14 protein-coding genes are annotated in these 17,229 nt (G+C 41.1%); 9 read left to right on the top strand and 5 right to left on the bottom strand.

Going from position 1 to position 17,229, the window contains the following annotated elements:
• Positions 1-10: 10 nt before the first annotated feature.
• The 5 genes from bamB to folD are packed head-to-tail and all read left to right on the top strand — an operon-like array spanning position 11 to position 5,739.
• The gene (bamB, locus tag FET73_RS01365; RefSeq protein ID WP_179952044.1) at positions 11-1,141 is read left to right on the top strand and encodes an outer membrane protein assembly factor BamB; all 1,131 of its coding nucleotides are present in this window, start codon (positions 11-13) and stop codon (positions 1,139-1,141) included.
• A gap of 2 nt (positions 1,142-1,143) precedes the next feature.
• Positions 1,144-2,541 (top strand): ribosome biogenesis GTPase Der, encoded by a 1,398-nt coding sequence (gene der, locus FET73_RS01360; RefSeq protein ID WP_154222116.1) that lies wholly within the window; start codon positions 1,144-1,146, stop codon positions 2,539-2,541.
• A 41-nt stretch (positions 2,542-2,582) separates the two neighbouring features.
• Positions 2,583-3,827 (top strand): molybdopterin molybdotransferase MoeA, encoded by a 1,245-nt coding sequence (locus tag FET73_RS01355; protein WP_179952043.1) that lies wholly within the window; start codon positions 2,583-2,585, stop codon positions 3,825-3,827.
• The gene (locus tag FET73_RS01350; RefSeq protein ID WP_154222114.1) at positions 3,824-4,891 is read left to right on the top strand and encodes a ThiF family adenylyltransferase; all 1,068 of its coding nucleotides are present in this window, start codon (positions 3,824-3,826) and stop codon (positions 4,889-4,891) included. The genes FET73_RS01355 and FET73_RS01350 overlap by 4 nt, the downstream gene beginning before the upstream one ends.
• 2 nt (positions 4,892-4,893) lie before the next feature.
• Entirely contained in the window at positions 4,894-5,739 is an 846-nt protein-coding gene (folD, locus tag FET73_RS01345; RefSeq protein ID WP_154222113.1) for a bifunctional methylenetetrahydrofolate dehydrogenase/methenyltetrahydrofolate cyclohydrolase FolD, read from the top strand.
• A gap of 72 nt (positions 5,740-5,811) precedes the next feature.
• Here folD and FET73_RS01340 read toward each other — a convergent pair whose 3' ends face one another.
• From FET73_RS01340 to sucC, 5 genes are all read right to left on the bottom strand, one after another.
• Positions 5,812-8,160 carry a DUF1631 domain-containing protein gene (locus FET73_RS01340; RefSeq protein ID WP_154222112.1) on the bottom strand — a complete coding sequence of 783 codons (2,349 nt, stop codon included), beginning with the start codon at positions 8,158-8,160 and terminating at the stop codon, positions 5,812-5,814.
• Positions 8,161-8,250: 90 nt separating this feature from the next.
• Positions 8,251-9,678, bottom strand: a complete 1,428-nt coding sequence (locus FET73_RS01335; protein WP_179952042.1) for a DUF4139 domain-containing protein — start codon at positions 9,676-9,678, stop codon at positions 8,251-8,253.
• A gap of 66 nt (positions 9,679-9,744) precedes the next feature.
• Positions 9,745-10,203, bottom strand: coding sequence for a DUF4426 domain-containing protein (locus FET73_RS01330; RefSeq protein WP_154222110.1), 459 nt, complete (start codon positions 10,201-10,203; stop codon positions 9,745-9,747).
• A gap of 84 nt (positions 10,204-10,287) precedes the next feature.
• Positions 10,288-11,157, bottom strand: coding sequence for a succinate--CoA ligase subunit alpha (sucD, locus tag FET73_RS01325; protein ID WP_154222109.1), 870 nt, complete (start codon positions 11,155-11,157; stop codon positions 10,288-10,290).
• Between the two features lie 2 nt (positions 11,158-11,159).
• The gene (gene sucC / locus FET73_RS01320; RefSeq protein ID WP_343032275.1) at positions 11,160-12,356 is read right to left on the bottom strand and encodes an ADP-forming succinate--CoA ligase subunit beta; all 1,197 of its coding nucleotides are present in this window, start codon (positions 12,354-12,356) and stop codon (positions 11,160-11,162) included.
• A 436-nt stretch (positions 12,357-12,792) separates the two neighbouring features.
• Between sucC and pilB the strand changes: the two genes are divergently transcribed.
• From pilB to coaE, 4 genes are read left to right on the top strand one after another with little or no spacing between them, the layout of a single operon-like run.
• Complete coding sequence (gene pilB / locus FET73_RS01315; RefSeq protein ID WP_343032261.1) at positions 12,793-14,481, top strand: type IV-A pilus assembly ATPase PilB; 1,689 nt, start codon at positions 12,793-12,795, stop codon at positions 14,479-14,481.
• Between the two features lie 5 nt (positions 14,482-14,486).
• Complete coding sequence (locus FET73_RS01310) at positions 14,487-15,719, top strand: type II secretion system F family protein (RefSeq protein WP_154222107.1); 1,233 nt, start codon at positions 14,487-14,489, stop codon at positions 15,717-15,719.
• A gap of 6 nt (positions 15,720-15,725) precedes the next feature.
• Positions 15,726-16,574 carry a prepilin peptidase gene (locus FET73_RS01305; protein ID WP_154222106.1) on the top strand — a complete coding sequence of 283 codons (849 nt, stop codon included), beginning with the start codon at positions 15,726-15,728 and terminating at the stop codon, positions 16,572-16,574.
• On the top strand, positions 16,559-17,203 hold the full coding sequence (gene coaE, locus FET73_RS01300; protein ID WP_154222105.1) for a dephospho-CoA kinase: 645 nt from the start codon (positions 16,559-16,561) through the stop codon (positions 17,201-17,203). Before FET73_RS01305 ends, coaE begins: the two co-directional genes overlap by 16 nt.
• Positions 17,204-17,229: the final 26 nt, after the last annotated feature.

Genomic DNA, 17,229 nt, shown 5'->3' with positions numbered 1-17,229 from the left:
GGGTGTTTACATGAAAAAATTGACTTTAATTGGCCTGTTGTTGAGTTTGTTGGCATGTTCTGACAAAAATGACATCAAACCCAATGAATTAACAGACATCAACCGCAAAGGTGCAGTGAATGTCAAATGGACTAAAAAGTTGGACAAGTCGGATAAGGCCTTTGGTTACCGATTGATTCCGGCCTTGACAAAAGGTCAATTGTTCGTGGCGACCCAGTCAGGGAAGGTTGTGGCTTTGGATGCCAATACAGGTGCTCAAAACTGGCAACAAGATTTGGGTGTTGAAATTTCAGCAGGTCCAGGGATCAGTGACACAGTTTTGGCTGTGGCTACGCCTGAAGGTGTCGTGGTTGTTCTTGATTTGGATACGGGTTCAACCTTGTGGCAAGCACAAGTAACTTCAGAAGTATTGAGTCCACCTGTGATTGATCGCAATAAAGTGGTTGTGCGTACACAGGATGGAAGGGTTTATGGCTTTGATATTCAATCTGGCGAACGTGATTGGGTTTTTGATACCAATATTCCTAATTTAACATTGCGTGGAAATTCTACACCGATTGCACGAGGTGGTCGTTTATATGTGGGATTTGATAATGGCAAAGTGGCCGCATTAGATATTGAAGATGGATCTGTGACTTGGGTACAGGATGTCGTTAAAAACCAAGGTAAAACTGAAATTGATCGGATTGCTGATATTGATGGAGACATCGATGTGGTTGCTACTGATTTATACATTGCCAGTGCCGCTGATAAAACCATGTCTGTTGCTACAGAGTCTGGTCGTGTGTTGTGGAGTCAAAATCTGGGTTCAGTGACAGGTGTGACGGTTTCAAGGCGTTCATTGTATTTGTCAGATAATGAATCAGTGGTTCATCAATTGAATCGTGCAGACGGTACGCAAGGTTGGTCACAAGACAGCTTAAAGCACAGGGAATTAACCAAGCCAAGTTTTTACTTGGGCGATTTAATGGTTGGTGACTTTGAAGGTTATGTTCATGTATTAGACGGTAACACAGGCGACATTGTCAGTCGTTTTCGTGCAGGAAGCAGTGGCTTCTATCATTCACCTTTGGTGGTTGGTGATGTGGCTTACAGTTACAATTTTGATGGCACGTTAACTGCCTTTTCTTTCCAAGAGTAATCATGACACCCACCATTGCCATTGTTGGTCGGCCCAATGTGGGTAAGTCCACTTTGTTTAACGCTTTAACTCAAACGCGCGATGCTTTGGTGGCGGATTTACCTGGATTGACAAGAGATCGCCAATATGGTGATGCTGATTTAGAAGGCATGAAAGCCACGTTAATTGATACCGGTGGGATGTTTGGAGATGAAGGCGATTTAACTGAGCTTATGGACGACCAAATTGTCCAAGCCATGGAAGAAGCGCATATCGTGTTGTTTGTGGTGAGTGTCAAAGATGGATTGATGGCACATGATGAGTTGATACTTGATCGAATCAGACAGTCACAGAAGGATATATTATTACTCGCAAATAAAGCAGAAGGAATGGTTAATGAGATGGCTTTGGCTGACTTTTACCAGCTGGGTATCACTGAAATGTTGGCTGCCAGTTCTGCTCACCGTAAAGGCTTAACTGAGCTGAAACTATTTATTAAGTCTTATTTTGAAGCCCAAGCGGAATTTACCGAAATCCCAGAGTTGATAGATCATGGTCCTAAAGTGGCGATGATTGGCAGGCCTAATGTGGGTAAATCAACGTTAGTTAATCGATTATTGCGTGAAGACCGTGTTTTGGCATTCGATATGCCGGGTACAACGCGTGACAGTATCAGTTTACCAATGACTTGGGATGATGCGCCTTATACCTTAATCGATACTGCGGGTGTCAGAAGGCGCTCTAAGGTTGATGAAGGCATTGAAAAGTTCAGTATTTTAAAAACCATTGAATCGATAGAATTGGCAGAGGTTTGTGCGCTGTTGATAGATGCTCAAGAAGGCATCACTGATCAAGATTTGCATTTGCTTGGTTTGATTGCATATAAAGCCAAACCTGTGGTGTTGGTGATAAATAAGTGGGATAACTTAGACGAAGAGCACCGTGCCTATGTAAAAGAAAAGTTGCATTTAAAAATGCAAGCTTTTGAATGGGTGCCTTTGTTATTCATATCGGCTTTGCATGGTTCAGGCTTACGCGTTTTAATGGAGCGTATTGACTTGATCATGGAGCGTGCCAATCAAGAATTGACGGCCAATCAATTAACCAATGTGTTGAGTGAAGCATACCGTGCTCATCAACCGCCATTGGTGCAAGGTTTAAGTTCTCAGTTGAAGTATGCCCATTCAGGTGGTCTGCACCCAATGAGGATAGTTGTACACGGCAAACGAACCACCAAGCTTCCTATGGCCTATAAGCGCTATTTGGAAAACACCTTTCGAAAAGCTTTTGACCTCAAGGGCGTTCCCATTGTATTGAAATTCAGCGATGCAAAAAATCCATATAAGGATAAAAAGAATCCAGCCAAGCAATTTCCTTCAAAACGAAAAAAAATCAAGCCTAGCAGGCATCATAATCGTTAAAGCTTAATTGATTTTTGGTGTTTTAATGTAAAATGCCAGTCATGAGTTATCCAAAATCAGTTACCTTTACCCAGGCCAGAAAGTTCATTGCTGAGCTGGCAACCTCATCACCCGTTGATGCCATCAGTTTGCCATTGAATCAAGTGGTGGGTCGTTTACTACAAGAGGATGTGGCCGCAGCCATTGATGTCCCCGCATGGGATTGTTCAAGGGTTGATGGCTATGCCTTTGCCATGTCGTCTATGCGGCAATCAGAGCATGAAAAGCTACCCGTTAAAGATGCCATACACGCGGGAACTGACGCTACTGACGTGAGTTCTCTAAAATATGCACACCCGATTATGACCGGCGCCATGCTGCCAGTAGGGGCAGACAGTATCGTCATGAAGGAACACGCCACTGTTACCAGTGATCATGATTTGAAATTGAATCAGCGTGTTGAAAAAGGGGCGTATATTAGGCGCAAGGGTGATGATTTAAAAGTGGGTCAATTGGTGATCAAAAAAGGCCGCAGGTTACGCCCAGAAGATGTCGGGTTGTTGGCTTCTGTTGGTGTTGCCAAAGTAAAAGTAAACGCCATGCCTAAGGTGCTTTTGATTTTGACTGGTGATGAATTGGTGTCGCCAGGAAATGATTGCGAACCTGGTCAAATATATGACGCCAATTCGTTTATGTTACGTGACTTATTACTTCAAATGGGGTGTGAGGTAGTTGCAGTAAAGCGATTAAAGGATAACCGAAAGCATGTCAGCCAAGTTTTTAAAAAGCTGAAAGACAAGCCTATTGATGTGGTTATATCAGTCGGTGGCGTGTCAATGGGTGATAAAGATTATATTCCTTCGGTGTTGTCAGAAGAAGGCCGAATTGTATTTCATAAAACAGGAATTAAACCCGGGTTTCCCATGCTGTTTGGCCAATTAGGTCAGGCCATGTATTTTGGTCTACCTGGCAACCCAGTTTCTGCTTATACCACCTTATGCCAATTTATTTGGCCTGCATTGCGTGTGATGGCTGGTGAGGCAGAAATGGGTAATTTAAACTGGCGTGGAAAGATCACTCATGATGTGAGCAAATCACATTTTAGGCGAGAGTTTATGAGGGGTTATTATGTTCAAAGTTTTGATGGTTCTATAGATGTAACTGTCTGTGGTGCACAACAGTCCAGTCGCATCAAATCATTAACAGAAGCCAACTGTTTTATTGTATTGGATGAGTCACAACAAGATGTGGTTTCAGGTGAGTTGGTTCGCATCCAGCCTTTTCACCAATTCAATGTGATGTCATGACTTGGCAATGTGACGTTCAACAGGCATGGGCTTGGTCTCAAGATGCATCAAACGTCTTGATTGATGTGAGAAGTATTGAAGATCGAATTTCAACAGGAATGCCAAAGGGTGCCATTTTTAAACATTGGTCAGACCTTCGCGAAGATTTAGATAGTTTGATTACTGCGCATCAAAAAATTTTGGTGATTTGTGCCGTTGGGCAGGAGAGTTTGGATTTTTGTCACCAGTTAAACAACCCTGCTTTAGAGGGGAAATTGTATTCTGTTGAGGCTGGGTTTGATGGTTGGTTTATGGAGGACCTTCCAGTTACACATTGTGATGCTACTGAGGAACGACAGCGATATGATCGCCAAATGCGGTTAAAAGGGTTTGGCCAAGCAGGTCAAGATAAGTTGTCGGCAAGTCATGTGTTGATTGTAGGAGTGGGTGGTTTGGGCGTTCCGTCACTTCAGTATTTAGCTGCTGCTGGTGTAGGCGAGATCACAATCATTGACGACGATGTGGTTTCTTTAAGTAATTTGCCACGACAAGTGATTTTTGAATCTGATCAAATTGGAAAACCCAAAGTGACTGCAGCTAAATCTTGGGTGGAAAAACAAAATCCAGGTGTGAAAGTGAACGCAATTAACCAGCGTTTAAGTCAGCTTAATGCACCGTTGTTGCTTGAGACAGTGGATCTGATATTGGATTGTAGTGATAATTTTCAAACCCGTCTGACCATTAATCAAAATTGTATGAAGTTAAGCAAACCATGGATATTTGCTGCCATTACTGATTTTGAATTCCAATTGAGCTTTTTTGATGCAACAGATATCCAAGCACCTTGTTTTTGTTGTTTATTTCCTGAAGTTGATGCCCGCCAAGACAGACAATGTGACACTTTGGGTGTTTTAGGCACAACACCAGGTGTGGCAGGCATTTTACAAGCGAATGAAAGCTTGAAGTATTTGTTGTCTTTGACTGAGCCATTGAAAGGAAAGCTCTTAATTCAAAATTTACTAACACATCAATCAAAGGTGATAAAATACCGCGCCAGAACAGATTGTCCACATCACAGGAATTAAAAATGACTGAAGCAAAAATACTAGATGGAAAAGCCGTATCTTTAGCGCTACAAAAAAGCATAGCTGAAAAAATTGCTGCACGGGTAGCTCAAGGGCATGCTGCTCCGGGCTTGGCAGTGGTTTTAGTGGGTGATGATGAAGCTTCAAAGGTCTACGTTAATAATAAAATTAAGGCTTGTGAAAGAACTGGAATTAGGTCGAGGGCACATTTTCTTCCCAGGCAAACATCAGCGAAAGAACTGTATGCTTTGGTCGATGATTTGAATAATGACCCTGAGGTGCATGGTATTTTAGTTCAATTGCCTCTCCCTGAACACATGGATGAAGCGGAGGTTACAAATCGTATTGATCCGAATAAAGATGTGGATGGTTTTCATGCCAGAAATGTGGGCCATTTGGCTTTGCGTCAGCCTGGTTTACGGCCGTGCACGCCACGAGGTGTTATGACACTGCTTAATCACTATCAATTGGATCCTAAGGGAAAGCATTGTGTGGTGGTTGGTGCATCTAATATTGTTGGTCGACCCTTGATGTTGGAGTTGCTGTATGCGGGAGGTACCGTAACATGTTGCCATCGGTTTACAAAAGACTTGGCACAGCATGTAGGTGCTGCTGATATGTTGTTTGTGGCAGTAGGTAAACAAGGTATTGTTGACGCTTCTTGGATAAAGTCAGGTGCAGTAGTTATCGATATTGGAATTAATAGGAAGCCAGAAGGCGGTATTTGCGGAGACATTGTTTTTGATGTGGCTTCAAAACTAGCTTCAAGTATCACGCCTGTACCAGGTGGAATAGGTCCAATGACTGTAGCTACATTGATGCAAAATACATACGAAGCCAGTTTGTAAATAGTTATAAAGCAAAAAACAACACGCTACCGAGGTGTTGTTTTTTTTATGCAGCGTCTTTATTCAATGGTTTTACGTTTGCTCTGGATCATCCTTATCGACATTGTTTTCAGTTTCGTTTTTACTTGATGGCGTAGATTGGTTCTCAATGTCGTCTTTATCGGCTTCAATTTTTTTGGCTATGGCTGACATGGCGCGTTCAAAAATTGGAACTTGTTGTAATATTCGGGCGATTTCAATCCGAAAATCATTGGCCAATTCATCTACGCTTTTGTCTGTAACTTTGACGCCTCTAGAGTTCACAAAGAGTAGTTTGTTACTGATTGGACTGATCCATGACAGCTTGGCTCTCAGGTTTTTATTTTCGTCTTCTTCGGCCAAAAACTCTATCCATTCACCGGTTTGAATGCTACTGGCGGCTTCATAATGCTGATCTTTGATGTGTTTGACTTCTTTATCTTGCGGGTTGATGGTTCTGTTTTTTATAAAGTGAACAATTTCAGCCTCTTCTTCGCCGTCTTCTGGTTCTTTGAGAATGGCTTCTTTCGCCGAAATCAATTCTATGTCTTTTTTTTCCGGGTTGAGTCCATTAATTTGCAATAACAGTTCAAACAGTTCTATGCGTATTTTTTTGATGCTGGCTTCATCAAATGCAACCATTTTTAATCCGTAACCCAGTTTTTCACAGACATGTGAAATCTGTGCATTGGTTGCTGGTTTAGACTTGTTTTTGATGCTGACATAAATCAGCATGTCGATAAACTTGATGTTCTTTTCTAGAATTTCAGGTTCGTCTTGATGGCGTAAATGTGTTAAAACCAGAACATTGGCCCAAGAATTCAATAGCAAATCAGTGATCATTTTAGGCAAGGTAAAATTCTTCATTTTAGCCTTTAAAATTTCTGCAGTATTTTCCTTGGCACGAAAGATTCGTTCTTGCCCCAATGCTTTTTCTGAAGTTCTTTTTTCTAAAACATGACTGCGTTTTTCAGATTTTTGGTGGAAAGCTTCGAAGTCGTCAATCAATGATTCAAAATTTATTTCACCTTGATGGTTTTCTAATATATGCTGAATGATAGATTCAATTTTGTTGATAAAGTGTCCACGCTTGTCATTCTCTTCACTCCATCCAATAGAGGCCGTGGCAACAGTATCTAACAGCTTGCGGGCATTGTTTTCTTTATTTGAAAACAGGTTCCTGTCTTTCAATGCCAAGTGTAAGTATGGAATCTGGAGTTTGGCGAGTAATACCTGTATTTTGTCTGGTAAATTTCGATCATCAACCAAAAATTGAAACAACATGGATATCAGGTCTATGGTGTCCTCATCTTTTTGTTTGACTACTTTGTTCTCGCCATCAGTGTCCATGCTTTTAAGCTTGTTGATTAACTGGTCTTTGATTTCTGTTGGGCTCAGGCCTGCTTGTTGAAGACTTAAACTTTTTAATTCATCCAGTTGAAGCAAATTCAATGCGTTGTGAACAACACTGGGATCAAATACTGGCATGCTACTCGGTTGAACCGGGTGTCTGTTGCTCAATACAGAAATGATGTTTTCATATTGAGAATCTGGGACATAAACTTGTTGATAGCCTTGTGTAGGGTTGTTAGGTTCAGTCAGGTCATGTTGGTATGGGTTGTCTTGTATGTTTGTTTGATTACTGGCGTGCTCTGTTGTTTGATTTTGAGAAAGAGGTTGACCAGAATTGCGCCTTCCATTGCCAACTTTGAATTTAATATCAGGGTAAATGCCTTGTTTAATCAAATGGTCGTTGATGTCTTGGTAAATTTGATTTAGGTTGACGATCAGGGCGCGTTCATACATCTTGAGCATGATGAGTTTAACAGTAACATCTATTGTCAAATGCTCTAAAGACTGGGAAAAAGAATGAACAGTGACGTTGGGTGAGACAGGTATGTCATCTATTTTGATTTCTGTTCCTCCTGCCAGTAATGTAAACCGTTTCTCTAGGGCAAACAAATGCTGATGGAGGCTTGTGTTGGCTTTGCCTACAATGTTGCTTATGGCTAATTTTTCATCTAGCTCTTCTTCTCCTACAAGAGATAAACTGTCTTCAAGCGATTGGCTTTGTTTATTATCTTGTTGGAAATAATCAAACTGTCCTTTTTTAAACTTTTTGAAGACAGATTGAATGTTCTCTGAAAACTTTCTGACCATCAGCTCTTTTTTCTTGCGCACTTCACGCATGGCATCAAAATAATGCGTCTGTTTTTCGTTGTTCTCTGCTTTTTCTGCTAAATCAAATAAAGCGTCGTCAAGCTGGTCATAATATTGTTGAATGATAGGTTTCAGGCCACGCAGGAAGATTTTGTGGACATCCGGCAAGATTTGCCCAAGGTTGATGCTTTTACCGTTACTGTTTTTGATGTTGACGATGTTGTTGACGTCTGATTTATTCATCTTTTTTTTCTGCCCAACTTTTTTCCTGTTCCACTTGAGTGTAATACTTATTCATTATTCAGAGTGTGATTTGAGTCACAAGCCTAAGATTTATTGTTGAGGCCAATGGTATTGAACTGTGTATTTAATGGTTTCTTTACTTTCTGGCGGCAATTTGATTTCAAAGTTTATTCTGTCTGATTGTGTTTTTTTGTATTTATGGGTTGATGAAGAGACTTCCCAGTTGGACCAACGATACATCGGTTCAATGACTTGTACCGTCGTTTCATGAGGTTTTTGGTTAGATAGTTCGATTTCAAAAGTTTCCTTAAGGCCACTTTTTTCTGCTGTGAAGTCGGTTTGTTTTCTGTTTCCTGTCACGTCAAATGACTGACCTAATTTAAGCTCTAGCCTTTCGTTCTTAGGTGTGTGATCGATTGAATCTTCACCAATAAATTCTAAACTGCCGTCTTTAGCGTCTGAAACGTTAACACGAACCCTGCCTGCGGGTAAAGGTATGCCTAGTTGATTTTTTGGGCTATTTTCAAAATGCAAGCTGGCGGTAACATGGCCTTTGTTTTGGCGGTAATAATTACTGTGTGTGATTGGCTTGTGGTAATTGATTTGATCCAGGTTGGTGGCATTGTAGGTCAGTATTTTTTTACATTGTATGTTGTTGATTGGATTGATTAATGGGACTTGCTTGGTTGAATGGTTGGGCAAGTCAACCCAGTGAGGTAATCGGTACATGTGGTATTCAAACAAAGCTTCACTGGTCATGTCACTTTCAGCAAATTGCTTAGCGCCAGTTGCTCGAATGTTTTGTGGTTGTTGCGTGGTTCTGTTGACATCTCCAGCAATTAACTTGAGTTGGCTGTTTTTAAAGTCACCTCCTGATTTGTTGACAATAGAAACCCAGGCAGATAGATCCATGTAACAACCTGAATCACTTTCATTCAAAGTGATGTTGTAATCTGACCACCACGTCATGCCTTGGCTTTGATAACTGACGGTGACGGGATGCAAGCCAGACAGTTGAGAATCGATTTGCCAGACCAAGGTTGGGCGAGTTAACAGGCCTTCTGGGAGGGCGTTAAAGGTGATGTGATTCCAGGCATTGATTGTTTTTATGGTTTCGTTGCCTTGCTTGATGATCAGGCCACCTTGCGTGCTCAGTAATGTGCCTGTGGTATTTACACTGGTGTCGCCTAAGTTGTGGTTGATGGTAATAGACTCCCCAATATACTTTTGTAATAGCTTGTTGTTATCGACCAAGTCAAATTGATAATTTTGGTCAATGATGGATATTTTGTTTTGGTCGTTGTCGTTGAGTTTTAAAGAGACGGTTGTGGGGTCAATAAATTCAGTTACATCATCAAAAAAAAGTTGAGATTTGCCTTTTTTGAATTTCAGTTCTTTGTGCTGCCTGATCATGGCAAAGCCTGGAATGTTGTGCGGGTTTTGAAGTTGATTTGGGTGTAAGGCGCCATGTTGATTGTTCGAATAGATTGAGATGTTAGTATTTTCTTTTTCAGACATGGCATGAATTCCAGTGGTTGCTGTAAGGGATAGTATGATTGTGAAGGTGTTGAGCAGTTTCATAAATTAGTCAGTAAAAAATTCTCTTGTGAATGTGTGTGATAAGGCTTGATTGCTGCTCGATTTGGCAGAAATTTTAAAATTGATACTTTCTTCGTTGTTCATCCTGAACAGTCCCAAATAATAAATGCTGCCATCATTTTCTTTGATTGTTTTAATTTCAATTGTTTTTTGTTGCCCCAATATATTTTGGGCCTCAATCGTGACGGCGGCTTCGATGGCAGAGGCTGGTGTTAGCTCGGTGTCGATGACTGTTATGCTGACAATACCGCGGCTTTTTGAGCGTTTAATTTGGTAGTTGGTTGCAACCTTTGAGTCTAAAAAAGTACTTGGAAAAGTATTGTAGTGGAGTTCCAAGTGACCTTTTGTAACCTTTTGTTCAGCAAAGGTTGGCTGCAATGATGTGATTGATATAAGTATTAAAACCAAAAGGAATTTCATGGTAACGTCACGAGTTTTAATCATATTAATATAACATAGGTGTGTTAAAAAGGCATAAAAAAAGCCGGTTGATTATCAACCGGCTTCCTTCAGTAAACTGATTAACTATTAAACCAATTCTTTGATAGTCTCACCTAAGAAAGTTGGAGACTTAACAGTTCGAACACCTGCAGCTTCAAGTGCTTCATACTTGGCTTGGGCTGTACCCATGCCGCCCGCAACAATAGCGCCAGCATGGCCCATGCGCTTTCCAGCTGGAGCAGTTACACCTGCTATGTATGAAACAACAGGTTTCGTCACGTGTTTTTTAATGAACTCAGCCGCTTCTTCTTCAGCAGAACCGCCAATCTCGCCGACCATGATGATGCCTTCCGTTTGGTCATCATCTTGGAATAAGCGTAAACAATCAATAAAGTTAGTGCCTTGGATGGGGTCGCCACCAATGCCAATGCAGGTTGATTGCCCTAAGCCAACAGATGTGGTTTGGTGAACGGCTTCATATGTTAGTGTGCCTGAGCGAGAAACAATGCCGATGCGGCCAGGTTGGTGAATGGCTGCTGGCATGATACCAATTTTACATTCGCCTGGTGTGATCACGCCTGGACAGTTTGGCCCTACCATGACAACATCAGGGTTGGCGTCCAAAACAGTTCGTACGCGCATCATGTCAAGAACAGGGATGCCTTCAGTTATGGTTACAATGGTTTTGATGCCAGCGTCAACAGCTTCTAAAATCGCGTCAGCAGCAAATGGTGGTGGAACGAAAATAACTGATGCATTTGCACCAGTTTCATTAACACCGTCTTCTACTGTGTTGAATACAGGGCGGTCTAAATGATTGCTGCCACCTTTGCCAGGTGTCACGCCACCGACCAAGTTGGTACCATAATCAATGGCTTGTTCGCTGTGGAATGTGCCTTGTGCGCCGGTGAAGCCTTGAACCAATAATCTGGTGTCTTTGTTTACTAATACACTCATGTTTATGCTCCTACTGCGGCAACGGCTTTATTCGCTGCGTCATCTAAATTATCTGCTGAAATAACGGCCAAATCACTGTCATTCAGGATTTGTTTGCCTTTCTCGACGTTGGTGCCTTCTAAGCGAACCACGATAGGCACTTCTACACCGACTTCTTTGATGGCCGAAATGATACCATCAGCAATCAGGTCACAGCGCACGATACCACCAAAAATATTAACCAAAATCGATTTAACGTTGGGGTCAGATAAAATGATTTTGAATGCAATGGCAACACGTTCTGCTGTTGCTCCGCCACCCACGTCTAAAAAGTTAGCTGGTTCACCACCTTTGAGTTTGATTACGTCCATGGTTGCCATGGCTAAACCTGCACCATTAACCATACATGCAATATTGCCATCCAGCTTGATGTAGTTTAATTCGTGCTCGTGTGCTTTGGCTTCAGCAGGGTCTTCTTGTGAGATGTCGCGCAATGCTTCTAAGTCTTTATGGCGATAAGCTGCATTGTCATCTGAATCAATTTTGGCATCCAGTGCCACAACATCTTGCTTGTCATCAATAATTAAAGGGTTGATTTCAATTAATGACAAATCCAAATCAATGAACATTTTATGCATTTGCATCATGATATGTGATAGCTGTCTGACTTGTTTACTTGTCAAACCCATAGCAAAGCCAGCTTTTCGACAAGCGTAAGGGAATAAACCTTCGTTGTTGTTTACTGTTATGGTGTGGATTTTTTCAGGGTTGGTTTTCGCCACTTCTTCAATTTCTACACCACCTTCAGCTGAAACTACGAACGACAAACATTTGTTGGCGCGGTCAACCAGTAAACTCAGGTACAATTCCTTTTCAATTTCTGCTGCTTCTGTAATCAAAACTTCATTGACTGGTAGCGCCATGCCACCTGTTTGGTAGGTTTGAATGGTCATGCCAATCATGTCAGAAGCGTATTGTTTTACTTCGTCCAAAGTTTTGGCTAATTTAACGCCGCCCGCTTTACCGCGGCCGCCAGCGTGAACTTGGGCTTTTACAACCCACATGTCACAATTTAATGATTTGGCTGCTGCCACTGCTTCTTCAACAGTTCGGGCAACTTGACCTTGGGGTACTGGGATATTGTACTGCGTGAAAAGGTCTTTGGCCTGGTATTCGTGGAAATTCATACGCTGTTCCTGTAAATAAAATTCGGCCGCTATTTTAGCTGAAAGGACTGGTCTTGTGGTGTGTTAATTGTCATGGATTGAGAATGATTTGTCATAAAATGGCTTGATTTGTGATGATTTAGTTTGGTTGTGGAGTTTATTGGGGATTGATGGTGTTGCTGATAGGGGTTAAAAACTGTAATGAAGATAAATTATTAGGATTGCTTGCATAAAATAAATTTTGCGGTTAAAGATTCTGTTTTTTATTGTATTTGTGAACCTCGACACGTTTGCGTATAAAATTGTTTATATGATGATTGTTTTCAACATGACAGTAGATGTAATGTTTGATAAAATTGTGTAAAAGATTCGGCTAAATGCTTGTCATTGGTCGAAAATGTATTTAAAGTATTGCAGAGTAAAAAGACTGAGGAGTCAATGATGAATAGGTTGGCTTTGGAGAGAATTTGGAAAGGGTAATGGTGTTTAAGTGGTAATAAACGGTGTTTTAAGAAGGCTGGTGCAAGCAGAGTTGCTGACGATGGAAGATGCAACTGAGGCTGATGCTGATGCCAAAAAGAAAAAAATTCCACTGTTCCGTTACTTGGTGGACAATAAATTGGCAGATGCAGCTATTGTGGCTAATGCGGCTTCAATAGAATATGGTGTTCCAATCATTGATGTTGAAGCAGTTGATCACACGACAATTCCAGCTGATGTCATTGATACCAAGCTCCTGGAAAAACACCAGGTATTGCCTTTGTTTCAGCGAGGGAAAAAACTATTCGTTGGAATAGCTGACCCTACGAATGCTAGAGTATTAGATGAAGTTCGTTTCAACGCCAATTTGTCAGTTGAACCGATATTGGTGCGTCAGGATCAGTTGGCAATGGCCATAGAAGAAGTGGTCCGTGAACAAGACTCTGTGATGGATGATTTGGGCGATGATGGCTTGGAAAATCTGGATTATGATGAGGGGGGCGCTGAAGAAGAGCAGGATGAAGATGAAACTGATACTGCTGATTCACCAGTAGTTAAATTGGTGAATAAAGTGTTATTGGATGCCATTAAGCGCGGGGCTTCAGACATTCATTTTGAGCCCTATGAAAAAATATATCGTGTCAGGTATAGAATCGATGGCATGTTGAAAACGGTCGCTAAACCACCTAAGAGTTTGGCTACCAAGATTGCTTCTCGTTTGAAGGTGGTTTCTAAATTAGACATTGCTGAAAAACGCATACCTCAAGATGGTCGTGTACAAATGAAGCTAGGGAAAGGTTCATTTGATTTTCGTTTGAGTACTTGTCCTACCTTATTTGGTGAGAAAGTAGTGATGCGTTTGCTGGATGCATCCGCTGCTCAAATGGGCATTGAAATGCTGGGTTATGAGGAAGAGCAAAAGAAATTATTTCTTGAGGCCATTCATAAGCCTTATGGAATGGTATTGGTTACTGGGCCAACAGGTTCTGGTAAAACAGTCTCTTTATATACGGCATTAAATATCCTGAATACAGATGATAGGAATATATCGACAGCAGAAGATCCAGTAGAAATTCGTGTCGCAGGCATTAATCAGGTGCAGCAAAATGCCAAACAAGGCATGACATTTCAGGCGGCGTTACGGTCTTTTTTGCGTCAGGATCCTGATATCATCATGGTTGGTGAGATTCGAGATTTGGAGACGGCTGAAATTGCCATTAAGGCGGCACAAACAGGACATATGGTGCTGTCAACTTTGCATACTAATAACGCACCAGAGACAGTGAGTCGCTTGATAAATATGGGTGTTCCAGCATTCAATGTGGTTTCTTCTGTTTCTATTATTATTGCTCAAAGGTTGGGGCGACGATTGTGCAAAGATTGTAAGAAGCCTACGGAGCTGACAAACGAGGCTTTGTTGGAGGCTGGATTCACAGATCAGGATTTAAGCGAGGCGACAATTTTTGATGCGGTTGGTTGTTCAAAATGCAATGAAGGCTATAAAGGTCGAGTGGGTATTTACGAAGTGATGCCGATGACTGACAATGTCAAAAGAATTATTTTAGAGGGAGGGAACTCCTTGGAAATTGCTGATCAAGCAGATAAAGACGGGATCAACAACCTCAGGCGGTCTGCATTAATTAAAGTTAAAGATGGCATCACCAGTTTGGTAGAGGCTAACAGGGTTACAGTGGATTAAATATTATGGCAAAAATAGCTGAAAATAGAAAGTTAGACGATTTACTGGTTTTTCAATGGGTGGGAGTTGATAAAATCGGCAAAAAAATGAAAGGAGACTTGCAGGCTAAAAACATTACATTGGCAAAAAATGAACTCAGAAGGCAGGGCATTCAAGTTAAAAAAATCAATAAAAAAGCCAAGCCACTTTTTTCAAGTGCAAAACCCATTAAGCCACAAGATATCTCTTTATTCAGTAGGCAGTTGGCCACCATGATGGAGTCAGGTGTGCCTATGGTGCAAGCTTTCGAAATTATTGAAGGCGGTCAGGCCAACCCTAAGATGGCAAAGCTGATCAACGATGTTAAGACCGAAATTCAATCGGGTTCGACTTTGGCTGACTCTTTGGGTAAGCATCCGCTATATTTTGATGAATTGTATTGTAATTTGGTTGCTGCGGGTGAAAAAGCAGGTGTGCTTGACGAATTACTGGATACCATCGCCACCTACAAAGAACGAACTGAAGAAATTAAAGGAAAAATTAAAAAAGCCATGTTTTATCCAATGGCAGTTTTATTTGTTGCTTTAGGTGTAACCATTCTGTTGTTGGTTAAAGTTGTTCCTGCATTTCAAGAGATGTTTCAAGGCTTTGGTGCTGACTTACCCGGGTTGACGTTGGCTGTTGTTTCGGCGTCTAAATACATGCAGGCAAACTGGTATGTGGTTGTAGGTGTTATAGCTGGAATCGTAATTGGCTTTAGTCAGGCTAAAAAAAGATCTATAAAGTTTGCTCACTTCCTCGATAGACTATCACTGAAAATACCTATTGTGGGTGGGATATTATATGATGCGGCTGTGGCTAGATATGCCAGAACGTTGTCCACTACTTTTAAAGCAGGTGTTCCATTGGTGGAAGGGTTGGATACAGTTTCGGGTGCAGTTGGTAATGTGGTTTTTAGAGATGCTGTTTTGAAAGTGAAAGATGATGTATCTACTGGTCATCAGTTGCAGTTGGCAATGAGTCAAACTGGTTTGTTCCCTCATATGGTGGTGCAAATGGCTGCGATTGGTGAGGAGTCCGGTAATTTAGACGCCATGCTAGGTAAAAGCGCGGACTATTATGAAAATGAAGTGGCTAATGCAGTTGACGCGTTGAGTAGTTTGTTAGAGCCAATAGTCATGGTGTTGGTAGGCGGATTGGTTGGGGTGATGGTTGTTGCCATGTACCTTCCAATCTTTAAAATGGCATCTGTGTTTTAAAAAATTATGCAATTTTCTGAAGTTATAGCAGCCAATCCATGGCTGCTTTTTTTATCTATTTTTATATTGGGTTTGGTTGTAGGAAGCTTTTTAAATGTTGTGATTCTGCGATACCCAGAAATTTTAAAATATAGTTGGGAAAAGGAGTGTGCTGAGTACTTAGAAAAACCATTCAAAAAAACCAAGCCTCCAGGGTTAATTTTATCAAGGTCTTATTGCCCTAAGTGCAAAAAACAGCTTCGGGCTTGGCATAATATTCCTTTGTTTAGTTTTCTGTTTTTAAAAGGTGCTTGTGGTTTTTGTAAGGAGCCTATTCCGTGGCGTTATCCTGTGGTTGAATTGTTGACGGGACTTCTGTCGTTGTTGTTGGCTTATTCTTATGGCTTCAGTTATCAATTGATTGCGGCATTAATCTTACTGTGGTTTTTGATTGCTATTACTGGAATTGATGTTGACACCTATTTAATTCCAGATCAGTTGAGTTTGACCCTGCTGTGGGTAGGGCTTTTTATCTCTCTGTTTGGTGTTTTTATTACTGTTGAAGAAGCGGTGGTGGGTGCATTGGTTGGCTATTTGTCCCTTTGGTTGGTTTTCTGGATTTTTAAGTTGGCTACTGGTAAAGAGGGCATGGGGTACGGTGACTTTAAGTTGTTAGCTGCTGGTGGTGCATGGTTGGGAGCTGAACCATTATTAATTGTATTGATTATGGCGTCTATCACAGGGTTGTTGGCAGCAGTTGTAGAAAAGTTTTTTGGAAATGGTAGTGGAAAGATTCCTTTTGGTCCCTATTTGTCTGCGGGTATTTTTATAACATTGCTGTTTGGCGGTGAGTTGTTAGAATGGTATTTACCTTAAGAAAAGATAGTTCTCAATTGTTGATTTGTTTAACAGGAGGTGTGGCTTCGGGTAAGACCGTTGTGTCGAATTGTTTTGCTGAAAATGGAGTTGATGTCATTGATACTGACATTTTATCAAGACGAGTGGTTGAGGTAGGTTCTGATGGGTTGTCTGAACTAGTCACTGCATTTGGTAGTCAGATCTTGGATTCAAATAATGCATTAAATAGATCTTATTTAAGGCGTTTGGTTTTTCAAGATAAGGAAAGTCTTTTGAAGCTTAATTCAATATTGCACCCCAGAATTAGGCATGAGTTGTTAAAGCAGCTCGATACGAGTACATCAAAAATAATTGTAGTCGTAGTCCCTTTGTATTCTGGTCAACAAGAATATGGTTTTTTTGATCGCGTTTGTGTAGTGGACGTGAGTGAGGATGTACAGTTGAGTCGATTAATGGAAAGGGATTCAATTGAAGTCAGGCTTGCTAAGGATATGGTTAATTCACAAATAAGCAGGAAGGCAAGGCTTGAACTGGGCAATGATGTTATTACAAATAATGGTAGTTTGAGCCAATTAAAGTTGAATGCGTTTGTAATGTTGGGAGCTTACACTTTAATGCATGATTATAATAATCAGGCTTGTCAGTAATGTAAAATAAGTTATAATGCGACATC

It is taken from the genome of Marinicella rhabdoformis (assembly GCF_009671245.1).
Lineage (GTDB): Bacteria > Pseudomonadota > Gammaproteobacteria > Xanthomonadales > Marinicellaceae > Marinicella > Marinicella rhabdoformis.
The sequence above is the reverse complement of the archived record's forward strand: the minus strand, read 5'-3'. Positions and strand labels throughout refer to the sequence as shown.

What these genes read in the sequence shown, in the direction of transcription:
- bamB (WP_179952044.1), top strand. Translation starts at nt 11, where the DNA reads ATGAAAAAATTGACTTTAATTGGCCTGTTGTTGAGTTTGTTGGCATGT.
- coaE (WP_154222105.1), top strand. Translation starts at nt 16,559, where the DNA reads ATGGTATTTACCTTAAGAAAAGATAGTTCTCAATTGTTGATTTGTTTA.
- FET73_RS01310 (WP_154222107.1), top strand. Translation starts at nt 14,487, where the DNA reads ATGGCAAAAATAGCTGAAAATAGAAAGTTAGACGATTTACTGGTTTTT.
- folD (WP_154222113.1), top strand. Translation starts at nt 4,894, where the DNA reads ATGACTGAAGCAAAAATACTAGATGGAAAAGCCGTATCTTTAGCGCTA.
- FET73_RS01355 (WP_179952043.1), top strand. Translation starts at nt 2,583, where the DNA reads ATGAGTTATCCAAAATCAGTTACCTTTACCCAGGCCAGAAAGTTCATT.
- FET73_RS01350 (WP_154222114.1), top strand. Translation starts at nt 3,824, where the DNA reads ATGACTTGGCAATGTGACGTTCAACAGGCATGGGCTTGGTCTCAAGAT.
- sucD (WP_154222109.1), bottom strand. Translation starts at nt 11,157, where the DNA reads ATGAGTGTATTAGTAAACAAAGACACCAGATTATTGGTTCAAGGCTTC.
- FET73_RS01340 (WP_154222112.1), bottom strand. Translation starts at nt 8,160, where the DNA reads ATGAATAAATCAGACGTCAACAACATCGTCAACATCAAAAACAGTAAC.
- FET73_RS01335 (WP_179952042.1), bottom strand. Translation starts at nt 9,678, where the DNA reads ATGTCTGAAAAAGAAAATACTAACATCTCAATCTATTCGAACAATCAA.
- FET73_RS01305 (WP_154222106.1), top strand. Translation starts at nt 15,726, where the DNA reads ATGCAATTTTCTGAAGTTATAGCAGCCAATCCATGGCTGCTTTTTTTA.
- der (WP_154222116.1), top strand. Translation starts at nt 1,144, where the DNA reads ATGACACCCACCATTGCCATTGTTGGTCGGCCCAATGTGGGTAAGTCC.
- FET73_RS01330 (WP_154222110.1), bottom strand. Translation starts at nt 10,203, where the DNA reads ATGATTAAAACTCGTGACGTTACCATGAAATTCCTTTTGGTTTTAATA.